We start from the raw sequence: 16,554 nt of genomic DNA, 5'->3' as shown, positions 1-16,554 counted from the left end.
ATTTTTCGGATACTTGGGAAGTCCAAATCGGAAGATCTGGCGGTCTCGCGCCTGGCCGAAGTCGATTTAGCGTCGGTTGCCTACTGGGCTCGTAGCTTTTACCTCGTGTCTGCGGCGTATCGGGCTGATATCCAGAGCACGAACAATCGCGTTGAATGTTGGCTGTCGACGTCGTCAATGAAGGCAGCGTTAGTCCAAGGCATGGAGCCAACAATGAACACGCATGAAATCGAGTTTTGCTACCGGATGCGCCACCCCGCCAGCCCTCTCGCCGCCAAAGTGTTGCTGCCGGCAGCGACACTCGAAGCGCGGGAAGGGCGCGTACTTGATCCTTCGCTGGGCAAGGTCGTCGTCCGTATTGCCCCTTATCCGAACATGGCGTCTGGCGATCAGTTGCTTTTGCGCTGGGAAGGGCTTGATATAGAGGGCTTCGCCTATCACCACGAAATGACGCGGCATGTCAGTGAGGCCCAGGTTGGCAAAGACATCATTTTCGTGATCAAGGGGCTGCATATTGCTGCACTGGATGGCGGTTCACTGGAGGTTTACTGGACACTTTTCAGCGCCGGCCTGACCGAGCCCGCATCGTCTGCGCGCGTGCAATTGTCTGTCGGTGATACACGGCCGCAACTGCTGGCTCCACATATTGTGGACGCAGTCGCCGGGACACTGGATCCGGCACGGGTCACGGAAGGTGCTCTCGTCACTCTCCAGCCTTATGCCCAAATGACGGCAGGTGACCACATTGCGTTGATGTGGTCTGGAGACACCTCGCCACTATCATTCAGTGATCGGTTGAAGGTCGAAGCCTTCGCTGTTGCCGACACCTTGTCATTCTGGATCCCGCGTGAGTACATAGCAGCACATCTTGGAGGCGAGGTGACGGTACGCTATCGAGTCGAGCGAGAGGGTGGGGCGGTGCTCGAATCCGATCCTGCGAGAGTTCTCATCAGCGCCTTGCTGCATGGTCAACTGGACGCGCCCGATGTGCTTGAAGCTGAGGATGGCGTGTTATTGGTGCAGGATTGCATTGATGGCGTCACCGTTGTGATCGGCAATGCCCGGACGCAAGAAGGCGAGCTGGTCTATCTCAAGTGTGATGGCGATTTATTCAATCACCGCGATGACCGCGAAATTACGCGGGAAACCGCCGGCAAGCCGCTTATCTTTATCGTGCCACACCGCTTCTGGCGCGAGCATCACGGGTCGATCGTGCGTGTTGCCTATACGGTTGAGCGTTTGGATGATGTCAGTCAGGACTCTGCGGTGACGCAGGTCCTGCTGGAGGCGTAGCTGTAGCGGACCACCCTCCGGTTCTTTGACCGGAGGGTGGTGCCGTCAATTTCAGTGGTGTGCGTCAATACGCTGAGCTGCATCAAGCAGCAATTGTTGCGTTGCGTCAAAGCCGAGACAGCCATCGGTGATCGATACACCGTACCGCAGCGAGGCACTCAGCGGCTGACAGCCTTCGAACAGATGAGACTCCAGCATCATGCCGATCAGAGAGCTATCGCCCTGCAAGCGTTGCTCAAGGACTTCATTGAAAATGCCTGGCTGGCGTAATGGATCCTTGCCGCTGTTGGCGTGACTGCAATCAACCATGATCCGGTTCGGGACCTTCAGCCGGTTCAGGTCAGCGTGGATTCCGGCAATGCTCTCTCGATCATGATTGGGGCCGTGATGACCGCCGCGCAGGACCAAATGAGTATCAGGGTTGCCTGGTGTCTGAATGATCGCCGGGTGACCCTGGCTGTCTACTCCGAAATGCCGATGAGGATGGGCTGCTGAGCGCATGGCATCGACAGCTACGGCTGCGCCGCCGTCAGTGCCGTTTTTGAAGCCTACAGGCATGCTCAAACCACTGGCCATTTCGCGATGAATTTGAGATTCGGTGGTGCGTGCGCCAATGGCAACCCAACTGAGCAGATCGTCAAGGTAGCCGGCCGCCAGGGGTTGCAGCAGCTCGGTCGCCACGGGCAGACCGAGGCGGATCATTTCCAGCATCAGTTCACGGGACAGTGCCAGGCCAGCGGCCATGTCATCACTGCCATCCAGATGCGGATCATAGGCCAGGCCTTTCCAGCCAACGGTAGTGCGCGGCTTCTCGACGTAGGCTCGCATCACCAGGAGCATTTTGTCGCTGACCTGTTCGGCCAGTCGTGACAGTTTTCCGGCATATTCGAGTGCAGACTGGGGATCGTGGATAGAGCAGGGGCCGACGATTATCAGCAGACGTTGATCATCACCGTTGAGGATTGCGCGAACCGCCTCGCGATGGGCGGCGACTTGTTGACTCAAGGCATTGCTCAAGGGCAATTGCTGTTTGAGTTGCAACGAACTGGGCAGACGCACGGTCAGCGCTTCGTTGGCGCAATCGAGGGTGGACAATGGCAGAGCAGAAACGGACGAGTTCATATTCGGTCTTCCTGGGCTGGCGGCGGGTTCTTCCCGCGCGCTCGGCCCTACTGGGGTGTTCGACAATTGGCCGTATTGGCAATGTGGGCGTGTTTGCCACCTGTAGGTGACCGATCGGAGGCGGCAGGCTGTCCCGAGCGGAGGCTGGTAAATCGCCAGGCGCTAAAGCTGTCGTAACGGTAATAAGTGGCGTAGTTCATTTCGTGAGTCCTCAAAGTGTCTGGTGTATTACTGAAAAATTCGGGCTTGAAAAAACAAAACCCCCGGTCGGGAGGCCGACCGGGGGTTGAGAAATCTCTGGTTGGCGACCCGTTATCATGGGCGCCGTTTGGGTATCAGGCGCGCCAGTGGCTAAACCAATACCCAAAATAAAAGCTGACCGGAGCGCAAACGTCATTCACCCGGACAGCCGCAACCGAGCGCAGGGCGCTGGCGGTACGAAGCTGTGAAAGGGTGCTGAACATGATCTGTCTCCGATGAATGGGCCGAGCTTACTAGAGGCCGATGTGGCTCAGCAATCAGAAATTGCTATCGCGTTATCAACAAAATGCCTATTGCCTGATTTGGGCAAGAGTGGCGACACTCAGCGTATTGTTTGATTGCCAAGGATGAAACGTGTCGACACTGACCATTGCCGCTGCCCAAAGCCTCTCCCTTGCTGGCGACCTCCCCGGGAACATTGCCCGACATTGCCGCTTCATTGAGGCAGCAGCGGAGCAGGGTGTTGAGCTACTGGTTTTTCCCGAGTTGTCGCTGACTGGCTATGAAGGAGAAACCGCCGCAGCTTTGGCGATCGAACCGCAAGATGCCGTGTTGCAACCTCTTAGGGATTTGGCCCGAAAGCTTGGGGTAACTGCCGTTGTCGGTATGCCCATCCGGTTGGAGGGCTGTGTTTCGGCGCTGATCGGCGCTCTGGTTCTGGGCGCGGATGGTTCTCTCGGCGTGTACAGCAAGCAGCATTTGCACACGGGCGAGGAACTTGTTTTTGCACCCGGTTTCGGTGGCCCGACGCTGAATATCGACGGGGACGTCGTCGCGTTGGCGGTGTGCGCCGATTTCACGCATGCCAGCCATGCCGCGGCGGCCGCCGATCAGGGCGCTGACCTGTACGCAGCCGGTGTATTGATCAGCGAGAAAGGTTACGCAGTCGATACGGCAATACTTCAGGGCTACGCCCGGCAACACTCGATGGCTGTGCTAATGGCCAATCACGGTGGGCTGACCGGCGGTTGGCAATCCGCCGGGCGCAGTTGCATCTGGTCCGAAGACGGTTCGCTAATTGTTGCAGCTCCGGGGACGGGCGATCTTCTGGTCGTCGCTCAGCGTAATGAAGGTGTATGGCAGGGACGGGTTGTTCCTGTTACACAAGCCCGATGACATTCCGCTTACGTCTTGCCGCTCCAGAGGACCTGGGATTTGCCCGCGATCTCACCTGTCAGAACATGCTGCGTTACTACATTCACCATGACCTGTTATGGCAGGATGAAGCGTTTGACGTAGCGTGGCCAGGGCGACAGAACTGGCTGATAGTGCGGGGTGAGCTGGCGCTGGGGTTTCTCAGTCTCAGCCGGGATCTGCGTGCACTCTACATTCGGGAATTGCAGATTTCTGAAGCGTTTCAGGGGCAGGGCGCTGGTTCCTGGGCGATTGATCAGGTTATCGACATGGCGCTTAAAGAAAGGCGCCGAGCTCTGCGCCTTACCGTGTTCGAAAATAATCCGGCAAGAAACTTGTACGAAAGAAAAGGACTACGTGTACAGGGCGAGGACGAGTGTTTTCTGCGAATGCAGCTGGATATCAGTACACCTGTGCTCTGAAACCCACGGCCGGCAAGCCCTCAATGATTAATTGAAACTTTTTAAATGCGGCTTTCCGCTAGGTCTGTCGGGCACTTTTTGCTAAGGTGTCCGGCATCCCAATAAGACCATATCGCGAGGTGTCTGCTTGATTAGGGTGCTAGTGGTCGATGACCATGATCTCGTTCGTACAGGCATTACACGGATGCTGGCCGATATTGATGGCTTGCAGGTGGTGGGCCAGGCCGAATCCGGGGAAGAATCCCTGATCAAGGCCCGAGAGTTGAAACCCGATGTGGTGCTGATGGACGTCAAGATGCCCGGCATCGGCGGCCTGGAGGCCACGCGAAAACTGCTGCGCAGCCATCCGGACATCAAAGTGGTCGCTGTTACGGTGTGCGAAGAGGATCCTTTTCCTACGCGGTTGCTGCAGGCTGGCGCTGCGGGTTATCTGACCAAGGGCGCCGGCTTGCCGGAGATGGTGCAAGCCATTCGGCTGGTTTTTGCCGGGCAGCGCTATATCAGTCCGCAGATTGCCCAGCAACTGGCGATCAAGTCGTTTCAACCGTCCAACGATTCGCCTTTCGACGCCTTGTCCGAGCGAGAAATCCAGATCGCGTTGATGATTGTCGGTTGTCAGAAGGTCCAGATCATTTCCGACAAGTTGTGTCTGTCGCCGAAAACCGTCAACACCTATCGCTACCGTATTTTCGAGAAGCTTTCGATCAGCAGCGATGTCGAGTTGACGCTTCTGGCGGTTCGTCACGGCATGGTTGATGCCAGCCTCTGACCATGACTGAAACATTCGATTCCGGCGCTTTCCTGTCAACTGTCAGCGGGCGCCCCGGCGTCTATCGCATGTTCGATAGCGATGCGCGTCTGCTGTACGTCGGCAAGGCCAAGAACCTCAAGAAACGCCTGGCGAGCTACTTTCGCAAGACGGGTCTTGCGCCGAAAACGGCTGCTTTGGTCGGGCGCATCGCTCAGGTCGAAACGACCATCACCGCCAACGAAACCGAAGCGTTGCTGCTTGAACAGACTCTGATCAAGGAATGGCGGCCGCCGTACAACATCCTGTTGCGCGACGACAAATCCTACCCTTATGTCTTTCTGTCCGACGGTCAGTTTCCACGCCTGAGCATTCATCGCGGGGCAAAAAAGGCCAAGGGCAAATACTTCGGGCCCTATCCGAGCGCCGGCGCCATCCGCGAAAGCCTGAGCCTGTTGCAAAAGACCTTTTTCGTTCGCCAGTGTGAAGACAGTTACTACAAGAACCGCACCCGTCCTTGTTTGCAGTATCAGATCAAGCGATGCAAAGCGCCTTGTGTCGGGCTGGTCGAGCCGGATGTGTACGCCGAAGACGTGCGTCACTCGGTGATGTTCCTTGAAGGGCGCAGCCATGCGCTGACCAACGAGCTGTCTACGGCGATGGAAGAGGCCGCCATCAACCTTGAGTTCGAGCGTGCCGCCGAGTTGCGTGACCAGATCGCATTGCTGCGCCGGGTGCAGGATCAACAGAGCATGGAAGGTGGCACCGGTGACATCGATGTCATCGCCGCATTCGTCAACCCGGGCGGTGCCTGCGTACATCTGATCAGCGTTCGTGGCGGGCGCGTGTTGGGCAGCAAGAATTTCTTCCCGCAAGTCGGGATCGAAGAAGACGTCTCTGAAGTGATGGCGGCGTTTCTCGGGCAGTACTTCATCAGTAGTCCGGAACGCGACTTGCCTAGCGAACTTATCGTCAACGTCGTGCACGAGGATTTTCCGACATTGATCGAGGCGATTCATGAACTGCGTGGCCGTGAACTGGCCATCAGTCATCGGGTGCGCGGCACCCGCGCGCGTTGGCAGCAGTTGGCCGTTACTAATGCGGAACAGGCATTGAGCGCTCGCCTGGCCAATCGTCAGCACACCGCCGCGCGTTTTGAGGCCTTGGCTGAAGTATTGAAGCTGGATGAGCCACCACAACGTCTGGAGTGCTACGACATCAGTCACTCCAGTGGTGAGGCGACAGTCGCTTCGTGCGTGGTCTTTGGCCCGGAAGGTGCGATCAAATCGGATTATCGACGCTACAACATCGAGGGTGTGACGGCGGGTGACGACTATGCCGCCATGCACCAGGCCCTGACGCGACGCTTCAGCAAACTCAAGGAAGGCGAGGGCAAATTGCCGGACATTCTGTTGGTCGACGGCGGCAAGGGTCAGCTCTCGATGGCTCGTGATGTGCTCAACGAGTTGGCGGTACCGGATCTGATCTTGTTGGGTGTCGCCAAAGGCGCTACACGCAAGGCTGGCTTCGAAACGTTGTATCTGAATGATGCAGCGCACGAGTTTACGTTGCGCGGTGACTCGCCGGCATTGCACCTTATTCAGCAGATCCGCGATGAGGCTCACCGTTTTGCAATTACCGGACACCGCGCACGTCGCGGCAAGACCCGTCGTACGTCAACCCTGGAAGGCGTTGCGGGGGTCGGGCCGACCCGACGTCGCGACTTGTTGAAACATTTTGGTGGATTGCAGGAGCTGACTCGTGCAAGCATCGAAGAGATCGCCAAAGCCCCGGGGATCAGTAAAAAGCTCGCAGAGTCGATTTATGCAAACCTGCATAGCGAGTAGAATGCCCCTTCACCTCGTAGCCAGTTGTGCCGATGAATATCCCTAATCTGATTACCGTTCTACGCGTTCTGCTCATTCCGATCTTCATTTTGCTGTTCTATCTGCCTTATCAGTGGAGTTACATGGCCTCCGCCTCGGTGTTTGCCTTTGCGGCAGCGACTGATTGGCTGGACGGCTACCTGGCGCGCCGCCTCGAACAAAGCACTCCGTTCGGTGCGTTTCTCGATCCGGTGGCCGACAAACTCATGGTCGCCGTGGCATTGGTGCTGCTGGTGCAGGAGCACGGCAATCTGTGGCTGACTTTGCCTGCGGCCGTCATCATTGGTCGCGAGATCGTCGTTTCGGCACTGCGTGAATGGATGGCCGAACTTGGCGCCCGTGCTCACGTCGCAGTCTCGAACCTGGGCAAATGGAAAACCGCTGCGCAAATGCTGGCACTGGTAATCCTGTTGGCCAATCCAAAGGACTTCAGCTTCTGGGTGATACTGGGTTACGCGTTGTTGATGGTGTCCGCAGGCCTGACTTTATGGTCCATGGTTCAATACCTTCGCGCGGCCTGGCCACATCTGAAAACCGATGTTGAAAAGAAATAAAACTTTTTTGAATCAAAGGGTTGACGGGGCTTCTGAAATCTATAGAATGCGCCACACCAAGCGGGAATAGCTCAGTTGGTAGAGCACGACCTTGCCAAGGTCGGGGTCGCGAGTTCGAGTCTCGTTTCCCGCTCCAGTTTGTACGTGTTTGTTGTTGTGCTACTGACAGCAAATGCTTTGAGGCCGAGTAGCAAAATGGTTATGCAGTGGATTGCAAATCCACCTACGCCGGTTCGATTCCGACCTCGGCCTCCACTATAAACAAGCTCCGTAGATCCATGATTTACGGAGCTTTTTTATTTCCAGTGCGCTGCAAGATTTAGTTTTGAAAAGCGGCCACTGCGAACTTGCGTCACCGGGAAGTGATGTATATATTTCCCGCTCTGCTGCCAAAGCCCGATCCTGTCAGGATTGCGACTCGGCGGTTGAAGAGAGCAAAACCGCGCTACCGCCCGAATGGCGAAACTGGTAGACGCATGGGACTTAAAATCCCCCGCTCGTAAGGGCGTGCCGGTTCGATTCCGGCTTCGGGCACCATATACGCACTCAGGTCTTCTCCAGACCTATCAGAAAGCTCCGCTGGCATAGACCCGACGGGGCTTTTTCTTTAATCCGCGCCTACACACCTTCTTTTTTGTACATCATTCAGTCTTTCCCCAGTTCGATATGACTGTGAGGGCGGCTGCAAGATTTTGATAAATCAACGCCAGGGCGAATTAGTCCGGTTTGAATGATGTATCTGACATTTGCCCCCCCAATATCTTCCACCTTCAAACAACCCCTTGCGGGATCATTGCACACAGGCCAATAAGCCATCTGGCCACGCGGATGAAGAGTAACGAAGAAACCCGGCCTGGCGCCGGGTTTTTTGTTTGCGCTGATCAGGAAGCAAAAAGCCCGAGCGTCGCCGGGCTTGTCACGCGAAACGTCAGCGCGGATCTGCCTCGCGCGCGATCTCGGCGGCAGATCTTTCCCTTCGTCTGCGAAGCCAACTGTAAAACGCATGAACCGGGTGCAGAAAGGCCACAAGCACGGCCAGCAACATGATGATGAAGATGATAATCAGTGGAATGCTTTCGTGCGAGAACATGGTGGGTACTCCTGTAGTCACTATGTCGGAACCCGCAGGGTAGACGCGTTGCTCGCTGTTTTCGATGAACGTATGTTCATCCCCGGGTGCTTGATCTGTGCTACGACAGGGCTCGCTGCAATCTTTGATTTGCGCAGGGAGCACGCACCACAATCTGTTGAACCGCCCCTCTGCTAACACCTATGGTTGATTGCCGCATATCGGTTTTCCTGCAAAGATTTTCTGTCGATTTTTTCTTCGCGTTTCTCTCAGCTACGGTTAGCAATGGCGCCAGCTGGCAGCCAGGTAACGGTGTCCGATGATCAAGCATTTACCAATGGCTGCGATGGCGATGAATGAAGGTGTGCAGGTTCTGTGGGACGACGGAGAGCGCATGTTCTGTCGGCGCAAACGTGCGGGTGACGGTCTGGACGTGAACGTTCTCATTGCCTCGACGGCAGCGGAGCAACCTTGGCGCACCACCCTTGATCGCCTGGCCCACGAGTATTCATTTAAGGATGAACTGCAGAGCCCGTGGGCGGCTCGCCCGCTGGAGTTGCTGCGTGAAAATGGCACAGTGCAGCTGGTGCTCGAAGACCCCGGTGGCGTGCTGCTTGCCGAATTACTCTCGGCGCCGATGCAAACCGAGACTTTTTTGCGGTTGGCCATCAGCATCTCCGTAGCGCTGGGCAAGCTGCACAACTGCGGGCTGATTCACAAAGACATCAAGCCTGCCCATATTCTGGTCAACTGTGACGATGGTCACGCACGGCTCACCGGGTTCGGCCTGGCGTCGCGATTGCCTCGCGAGCGACAGGCACCGGAACCGCCCGAGACGTTGTCCGGCACGCTGGCGTATATGGCCCCGGAGCAGACGGGGCGGATGAATCGCTCGATTGATTCGCGCAGCGACCTCTATGCCTTCGGCGTCACTCTCTATCAAATGCTCACCGGTTCGCTGCCGTTTGCTGCGGCCGACCCGATGGAGTGGTTGCATTGCCATATCGCGCGCAAGCCAATGCCACCGAATGTGCGTGTCACCACCGTGCCCGAGATGCTTTCGCAGATCGTCATGAAGTTACTGGCCAAGACCGCTGAAGAGCGTTACCAGTCCGCGACCGGGGTCGAGCAGGATTTGCGCCGCTGTATGCAGCACTGGCAACGGCAGCAGTCAATCAGCGAATTTGCGCTGGATGAACGGGGGATGTTCGACCGCTTGCTGATTCCCGAGAAGCTCTACGGGCGCGAATCCGAGGTCGAGACCCTGATTGCCGCTTTTAAACGCATGACGGTCAGTAGCCAGCCCGAGTGGGTGCTGATCTCCGGTTATTCGGGCATCGGCAAGTCTTCGTTGGTCAGTGAATTGCATCAAACCTTGATTCCGGCACGCGGGCTGTTTGCTTGTGGCAAATTCGACCAGTACAAACGCGATGTGCCCTATTCGACCCTGGTGCAGGCTTTTCAAAGCCTGGTGCGCACGTTGCTGAGCAAAAGCGACGCCGAGTTGGCCGGTTGGCGCGAGGAATTGCTGGCGGCGCTCGGTGCTGAGGCGTGGCTCATGACGGAGCTGATCCCGGAACTCAAGTTGATCATCGGAGAAGTGGCCGCAGTCGCTGATCTTGAACCGCCTCAGGCGCAGCGACGCTTCCTGCGGGTATTGCGTAGATTCATCGGCGTGTTTGCCCGGGCCGAACATCCATTGACGCTGTTTCTTGACGACTTGCAGTGGCTGGATCTCGCCACGCTCCACTTGCTTGAGGAGCTACTGACCCGGTCGGACGTGAAGTATTTGCTGTTGATTGGTGCTTATCGCAGTAATGAAGTCGATGCCTCGCACCCGTTGACGGCCCGGCTGCAGTCGATAAAAACGGCGGGGGGGCGGGTGCAGGAGATGACTCTGGCGCCCCTTGCCCGGTCGCACATCGAGCAGTTGCTCGCGGAGTCGTCACAGTCCGAACGTTCCTGCATCGCGCCGCTCGCGCAATTGATTCTGGACAAAACGGCGGGCAATCCCTTTTTCGTCATTCAGTTTTTGCAAACGCTCGTCGAGCAGGGCCTGCTGGCCTACGACCATGAAGTCCGACGCTGGGTCTGGGATGCAGACTGTATTGATGCTCAAGGTTATACCGATAACGTGGCCGATCTGATGATCGGTAAACTGGCGCGGTTACCCGCCCAGACGCAGCAAGTCTTGCAGCAGTTGGCGTGCCTGGGCAACGTCGCTGACGTCGCCACGCTCTCAACCGTTCTAGGCGTGGCTGCCTCGCAGATTCATTCACAGTTGTGGGAAGCGGTTCGTCATGAACTGATCACGCGTCAGGATAACGTCTATCGATTCGTTCACGACCGGGTTCAGGAAGCGGCTTATCTGTTGATTGAAGAAACATCGCGCGCGCAAAGCCATCTGCGAATCGGTCGAATATTGGTTGCGCGGACGCCAGCACGAAAGCGCGAAGAAGCGATTTTCGAGATCGTTGGCCAGCTCAATCGTGGCGCCGTGTTGATGGACGAACAGGAGGAGCGCGAACAACTGGCACAGTTGAACCTGTTGGCGGGGCAACGCGCTCGGGCTTCGACGGCCTACGCATCGGCGCTGAAGTATTTCGCCCTCGGTTCAGACCTGCTGGGGGACACAGGGTGGGAGTGTCAGCGTCAATTGCTGTTCGCTTTGGAGTCCGGCCGGTCCCTGTGCGAATTTCTCACCCGGCAGTTGCCTGCCGCCGAAGCGCGCTTGAAGCGCTTATCACGGCGCGCCCTGACACTGCCTGAGCGCACTCAGGTCGCCTGCCTGCAAGTCGATCTCTACCTGATGCTGGATCAGAGTCACGACGCGGTGGCGGTCTGTCTGGCGTTCCTGCGTCATCTGGGCATCGACTGGCCGGCACATCCCGGTGACGCAGAGGTGGAAGACGAATACCTGCGCATCGAGCGTCAGCTCGGCGGCAGAAGCATCGAGGCGTTGATCGACCTGCCGCCCATGGAAGACGCCGTTGCTCTGGCCACTCTTGAGGCGTTGTCCAAGCTGATTGTGGCGGCGCTGCACATGGACGGTAATCTTCCCGGCCTGGCTATCTGCCGGGCGATCAACCTGAGTATCGAGCACGGCAATAGCGATGCTTCGTGCGTGGCCTATGCCAACGTTCCGAGGATCGCCGGACGGCGTTTTGCCGATTATCCGGCGGGTTTGGCTTTCGCTGAGCTTGGCTGTCGACTGGTCGAGCGGCGAGGCCTGGAACGTTATCAGGCGCGCACTCAGCTGGCGTTTTTGCTGTTTGCCCAACGCTGGGTTCAACCGGTGCGCACCTGTGTTGCGCCATTGCGTCAAGTGTTCGAGGTGGCCAACCGCACGGGCGATTTGCCGGTTGGCGCTTTCGCCGGTAACAGTCTGGTCTCCAATCTGTTGGCCACTGGCGAACCGTTGGCCGAACTGCAAGGCGAAGCCGAACGCGGTCTGGCCTACGCCCGGAAAATAGGCTTTGGTCTGGGCATCGATTTCATCGAAGTACAGTTGGGGTTTATCCAGATGCTGCGTGGCCAGACGCGACCCTTCGGCCGACTCGAAGCTGCGCCACCTTCTGACCTTGGTAACGAGCATCGCCAGACCTCCACCTCGCTGGTGTCCGCTTGTTGGCGTTCGATTCGCAGGTTGCAAGCCAGCTATTTCGCGGGTGATTACCCAGCGGCCACCCAGGCGGGCCTGATTGCTCAGAAGTTGTTGCGGTCGTCACACGCATTCATTGAAGAGGCCGAATACTCCTTCTACAGCGCCCTGACAGCTGCCGGCCTGTGCAGCGCTGCCTCTGCCCAAACCCGACAGGCATCCCTTGCAGACATTGGCATGCACCATCGGCAACTGCAGGTGTGGGCTGATCTCTGCGCGCAGAACTACGCCAGTCACGCCACGCTGGTGGCCGGTGAAATGGCACGTATTGAAGGCCGATACCTGGACGCCGAGCAGGCCTATGAACAGGCTATTCATCTGGCGCAGAACACTGGTTTTTTGCACATCGAAGCTCTGGCCAATGAACTGGCGTCGCGCTTTTATACGCAGCGTGGCCTGGGAAAAATTGCCCGAATGTACCTGCAGGATGCCTGTTACGGCTATCGACGCTGGGGAGCCGAGGGCAAGGTTCGGCAACTGGAGGCTGACCATCCGTTTCTGCGCGTCGAACAACCGGTACTCGGGCCCACCACCACAATCGCCACACCGGTCGAACAGCTGGACCTCACCACAGTGCTGAAGGTCTCGCAAGCGGCGTCCAGTGAGATCGTCCTGGAGCGGCTGATCGAAATGATCATGCGCACAGCCATCGAACAGGCGGGCGCCGAGCGCGGTGTGTTGATCCTGACGCAGGCCGGTGAACAGCGGATTGTTGCCGAAGCGACGACCCGCGATGACACCACGCAATTGGCCCTTCGTGATGAGCCGGTGAGTGCGGCGCTGATACCTCAGTCGATCCTTTTCCATGTGCTGCGTACCCAGGAGAATCTGTTCCTGGATGACGCGCTGGCCGAGCCGCCGTTCGCCGTCGACCCTTACGTCATCGAGCACTGCGCACGCTCGGTTCTGTGCCTGCCGCTGATGCACCAGGCGAAGCTGATCGGCGCGTTGTACCTGGAGAACAATCTGAGCTCGCGAGTGTTCAGCCCGACGCGGATTGCAGCGTTGAAACTGGTCGCTTCGCAGGGGGCCATCTCGCTGGTCAATGCGCGTCTGTACCGTGATATTGCAGTGCGCGAGGCGAAAATCCGCCGTCTGGTTGACGCCGATATCATCGGCATCTTGTTCTGGACGACTGAGGGCGAGATTGTCGAAGCCAATGACGCATTTCTGCGCATGGTCGGGTACACGCGCGAGGATGTGGTTTCGGGGCGTGTGCGGTGGCGAGAAATGACCCCGCCGGAGTTTCGCGATGTCAGCGAAAAGGCCATGGCCGACGCTGTGCGAACCGGGCACGCGCCGCCATTCGAGAAGCAATACTTCAGGAAGGATGGCAGCCGCCTGCCGGCGCTCGTCGGTCTGGCCATACTTGAAAGCAGTCAGCAGCAGGGCGTTGCGTTCGTCCTTGATCTGACCGAGCGCAAACTCGCCGAAGCCAGCAATCGCGCAAGCGAGCAGCGTTATCGCGAGATTCAGGCGGAACTGGCGCATGCCTGTCGCGTCGCGACGATGGGCCAGCTTGCCGCATCGATCGCTCACGAAGTCAGTCAACCGCTGGCCTCGACACTCGCCAGTGCGCAGGCGGCGGTACGTTGGCTGACCGCCCAGCCAGCGAACATCGAGGAAGTGCGATTGTGCCTTGAACGTATCGTCAAGGATGCCAATCGGGGCAGTGAGGTATTGGCGCGCATCCGCGGGCTGATCCGCAAATCGCCACAACCCAGGGAGTCGGTCAACCTCAACGACGTTATCGGCGAAGTCATTGAAATCACTCGCGGTCAGGCCCAGAAGGGCGATGTAGCGGTTCACTTGCAGCTGTTGCCCGGGTTGCCTCGGGTCAACGGCGATCGGGTCGAACTGCAACAGGTGGTGCTCAATTTGATGATGAATGCGCTGGAGGCCATGGGCAGCACAAGTGCCGGCGAGAGAGCGCTGGGCTTGCGCACGCAGATCACGGAGACGGGGCAGGTATGGGTCAGCGTCAGCGATTCCGGGCCGGGGTTCGGCGCGCAGTCCTGTGAACATCTCTTCACGCCGTTTTACACCACCAAACCCAGTGGCCTGGGCATGGGCCTGGCGATTTGCCGATCGACCATCGAGATCCATGGCGGGCAACTCTGGGCCTGCGCCAACGAACCCTGCGGTGCGATTGTTCAGTTTGTCCTGCCCGCCGAAATGGTTGGTTGACAGGCGCATCGAGCAGATCGGCCGGGGCGCAAAAAAAACGCCCGCCAAAACAATCAATGGCGGGCGTTTGGGAAGTGCCGGCGCAGCAAGGAGAGCGCTGCCCCGGTCAGGGACTTGATTTCAGATCAGGCAGCGCGCCCGTTTTGCTCAAGGCGCAGGCGATTGAACCCTACCAGGCGCATGACGTAACCGAGTTTGATTGCCGTGGGCCCGAGTATCGTCAACGCATGGGCGGCCACCAGTTCAGGCAACGTCAGGTGCGCGTCAATGCCGTAAGCCAGGATGACCCCGACGACGAGCATGATCAGCCCGCCGAGCAGCAAAGCGAGTGACAGCTTCAGCACCCGATAGGTACTTTCGAAAAAGCTGAACATCGTCCGACGCGGCTCAAGCCACTGGGATCAACGGATCGGCAGCCGCCAGTGCCGTCGCCCGATCCGCTGCCGGTGGGTAGATCCACACGGTATTGATCTGCGTCTTGAGCTCTTTGGCCTCCTGCCCGACCAGTTTCAACTGACGGTCCCAGCCTTCGGTGTAGACCGCGCCCCAGGCTCCCAGATCAAGGCAGGTCACATACTTGGGCTGGCTGTAGGTCATCGGTTCGACGCCCAGCAGATCCGCGGCGACGTTGTTGCCGGCATACCGACCCAGACAAATAGCGTGTTGGCAGGACATGGCAGCGAAGTTACCGACGGTATCGGTAGCGGCGTACGCGACATCGCCGGCGGCAAACACATCGGTGTGGCCGAGCACTTTCAGGTGGCCGTCGACATGCAGGCGGCCTTGCGGATCGCGGGTGCCGGCCACCTGTTCAGTGAGCGCACTGGCGCGGAAACCAACGGTCCAGATGACCGTGCTCGCCTCGATGCGCTGTCCATCGGCCAGGGTGACACCACCGGCATCGACGGCGGCGACGGAAGCGTCAAGCACCCATTCGACGCCCAGTTCTCTGGACGCTTCGACGATGGAAGGTCGAATGCCATCACCCAGCGACGCGGCGATCTGCGGGCTCCGATCCACTACGATTACGCGGATATCGGCGTCGTTGCCCAGTGCAGCACGCAAGCGGGCCGGTAGTTCGGTCGCGGTTTCGATGCCGGTGAAACCACCGCCAGCCACCACCACGGTGTTGCGAGCAGCACTCGGCGGCAGGCTCTTCAACGACTTGATATGGGCTTCGAGGCGAGCGGCCTCTTCAATCCCATCGACGTCGAAAGCATGCTCGATAATGCCTTCCAGCGCCGGACGGATAACGCGGCTGCCAGCAGCCAGCACCAGGCGATCGTAGCTCAGCGTGCCCTGCGCGCCGGCGGCGTCGGTGTAGGTGACGCGTTTGCTGTCGGTGTCGATGTTGTCAGCGCTGCCTTTGACGAATGTCACCCCGACGGCCTCGAACAGTTCGCCCAGGGGGGCCTTCATGGTATGGACATCCGGCTCGTAAAAACGCGGGCGGATACGCAGTTCCGCCTGCGGAGCGAGGAGGGTGATCTGCACATCGTTACGATCATGCTGGTCCAGCAGGCGGGCTGCGCTCAAGGCACTCCAGACGCCACCAAACCCTGCGCCAATAACCAGAATATGCTGTTTCATCGGATGACTCCTGAAGAAAAATGGATCATTTAACGGGCAGTCTGTTCAGGCGTGACCGTTTCCAGGTCACGCGATGTGCAGGCTGCAATCAACGACCGCCGTGCGCGTGCCGGTTTGATTCGCTGGAGGAAATGCTATCGGGTCAACGTTGGCGAAACACTTCTACATAGGGTCAGCGCCGCCATGCCTAGGTGTGAGGCGGACATACCCAGGTATATAGGGAGGACGGTCAGGCGGGGCGATTGAGGATGGCGTCGATGCAGGCCAGGAGTTCGCTGCAAGGGAATGGCTTGGGAAACCAGGCCACGGGTTCGGCGGACTTTGCGCTCAGGCGAGGTGGGCAGCCCTGGTAACCGGTGATGAAAATGATCGGCACACGAATGCCTCTGGCACAGAGTTGATCGTACATTTGAATGCCCGACAGACCGGGCATCTGTATATCTGAAATGAGGCAGCGTGTGTGTTGCGCTGCACTCGAGGACAGAAATGCCTCGGCGCTGGCGTACAACTGCACGGTGTACCCGTTGGACCGCAACAGACTGTCGAGCGCCATGCGTACGGACTCATCATCGTCGACAACCGAAACAACAGCAGTGTGGGCCATTTCTATACCAGGACGATCTCGGG

12 protein-coding genes and 3 tRNA genes are annotated in these 16,554 nt (G+C 58.2%); 10 read left to right on the top strand and 5 right to left on the bottom strand.

The window, feature by feature from the left end:
• Nucleotides 1-213 precede the first annotated feature (213 nt).
• Nucleotides 214-1,293 carry a hypothetical protein gene (locus tag HUW52_RS18195; RefSeq protein ID WP_175554467.1) on the top strand — a complete coding sequence of 360 codons (1,080 nt, stop codon included), beginning with the start codon at nt 214-216 and terminating at the stop codon, nt 1,291-1,293.
• A 51-nt stretch (nt 1,294-1,344) separates the two neighbouring features.
• On the opposite strand, the gene HUW52_RS18190 is transcribed toward HUW52_RS18195, so the two are convergent.
• Nucleotides 1,345-2,415 (bottom strand): 3-deoxy-7-phosphoheptulonate synthase, encoded by a 1,071-nt coding sequence (locus HUW52_RS18190; RefSeq protein ID WP_175554466.1) that lies wholly within the window; start codon nt 2,413-2,415, stop codon nt 1,345-1,347.
• Between the two features lie 615 nt (nt 2,416-3,030).
• Here HUW52_RS18190 and HUW52_RS18185 point away from each other — a divergent pair.
• The 8 genes from HUW52_RS18185 (at nt 3,031) to HUW52_RS18150 (ending at nt 7,957) form a co-directional block, all read left to right on the top strand.
• A complete protein-coding gene (locus HUW52_RS18185) occupies nt 3,031-3,792 on the top strand; it encodes a carbon-nitrogen hydrolase family protein (RefSeq protein ID WP_175554465.1) in 762 nt (253 codons plus the stop codon).
• Nucleotides 3,789-4,232: an N-acetyltransferase gene (locus HUW52_RS18180; RefSeq protein WP_016984197.1), complete on the top strand. Its 444-nt coding sequence runs from the start codon at nt 3,789-3,791 to the stop codon at nt 4,230-4,232. Before HUW52_RS18185 ends, HUW52_RS18180 begins: the two co-directional genes overlap by 4 nt.
• Before the next feature lie 127 nt (nt 4,233-4,359).
• Nucleotides 4,360-5,001: a UvrY/SirA/GacA family response regulator transcription factor gene (uvrY, locus tag HUW52_RS18175; protein ID WP_016984198.1), complete on the top strand. Its 642-nt coding sequence runs from the start codon at nt 4,360-4,362 to the stop codon at nt 4,999-5,001.
• A gap of 2 nt (nt 5,002-5,003) precedes the next feature.
• Nucleotides 5,004-6,827 (top strand): excinuclease ABC subunit UvrC, encoded by a 1,824-nt coding sequence (gene uvrC, locus HUW52_RS18170; protein WP_016984199.1) that lies wholly within the window; start codon nt 5,004-5,006, stop codon nt 6,825-6,827.
• A 32-nt stretch (nt 6,828-6,859) separates the two neighbouring features.
• On the top strand, nt 6,860-7,420 hold the full coding sequence (gene pgsA, locus HUW52_RS18165) for a CDP-diacylglycerol--glycerol-3-phosphate 3-phosphatidyltransferase (RefSeq protein WP_007950102.1): 561 nt from the start codon (nt 6,860-6,862) through the stop codon (nt 7,418-7,420).
• 60 nt (nt 7,421-7,480) lie between these two features.
• Nucleotides 7,481-7,556 (top strand) — tRNA-Gly (locus HUW52_RS18160).
• 45 nt (nt 7,557-7,601) lie between these two features.
• A tRNA-Cys gene (locus HUW52_RS18155) sits at nt 7,602-7,675 on the top strand.
• A 195-nt stretch (nt 7,676-7,870) separates the two neighbouring features.
• Nucleotides 7,871-7,957 (top strand) — tRNA-Leu (locus tag HUW52_RS18150).
• A gap of 391 nt (nt 7,958-8,348) precedes the next feature.
• Here the strand turns inward: HUW52_RS18150 and HUW52_RS18145 are convergent.
• Nucleotides 8,349-8,510, bottom strand: coding sequence for a hypothetical protein (locus HUW52_RS18145; RefSeq protein ID WP_175554464.1), 162 nt, complete (start codon nt 8,508-8,510; stop codon nt 8,349-8,351).
• 343 nt (nt 8,511-8,853) lie between these two features.
• On the opposite strand from HUW52_RS18145, the gene HUW52_RS18140 reads away from it, so the two are divergent.
• Entirely contained in the window at nt 8,854-14,337 is a 5,484-nt protein-coding gene (locus HUW52_RS18140; RefSeq protein WP_175555702.1) for an AAA family ATPase, read from the top strand.
• Nucleotides 14,338-14,462: 125 nt separating this feature from the next.
• Here the strand turns inward: HUW52_RS18140 and HUW52_RS18135 are convergent, their stop codons facing one another.
• From HUW52_RS18135 to HUW52_RS18125, 3 genes are all read right to left on the bottom strand, one after another.
• Nucleotides 14,463-14,711 (bottom strand): hypothetical protein, encoded by a 249-nt coding sequence (locus HUW52_RS18135; RefSeq protein ID WP_016984966.1) that lies wholly within the window; start codon nt 14,709-14,711, stop codon nt 14,463-14,465.
• A gap of 13 nt (nt 14,712-14,724) precedes the next feature.
• Entirely contained in the window at nt 14,725-15,927 is a 1,203-nt protein-coding gene (locus tag HUW52_RS18130) for an NAD(P)/FAD-dependent oxidoreductase (RefSeq protein ID WP_150707089.1), read from the bottom strand.
• A gap of 229 nt (nt 15,928-16,156) precedes the next feature.
• Nucleotides 16,157-16,531, bottom strand: coding sequence for a response regulator transcription factor (locus HUW52_RS18125; protein WP_026000593.1), 375 nt, complete (start codon nt 16,529-16,531; stop codon nt 16,157-16,159).
• Between the last annotated feature and the right edge of the window lie 23 nt (nt 16,532-16,554).

It is taken from the genome of Pseudomonas sp. 43A (assembly GCF_013363935.1).
Lineage (GTDB): Bacteria > Pseudomonadota > Gammaproteobacteria > Pseudomonadales > Pseudomonadaceae > Aquipseudomonas > Aquipseudomonas crudilactis.
The sequence above is the reverse complement of the archived record's forward strand: the minus strand, read 5'-3'. Positions and strand labels throughout refer to the sequence as shown.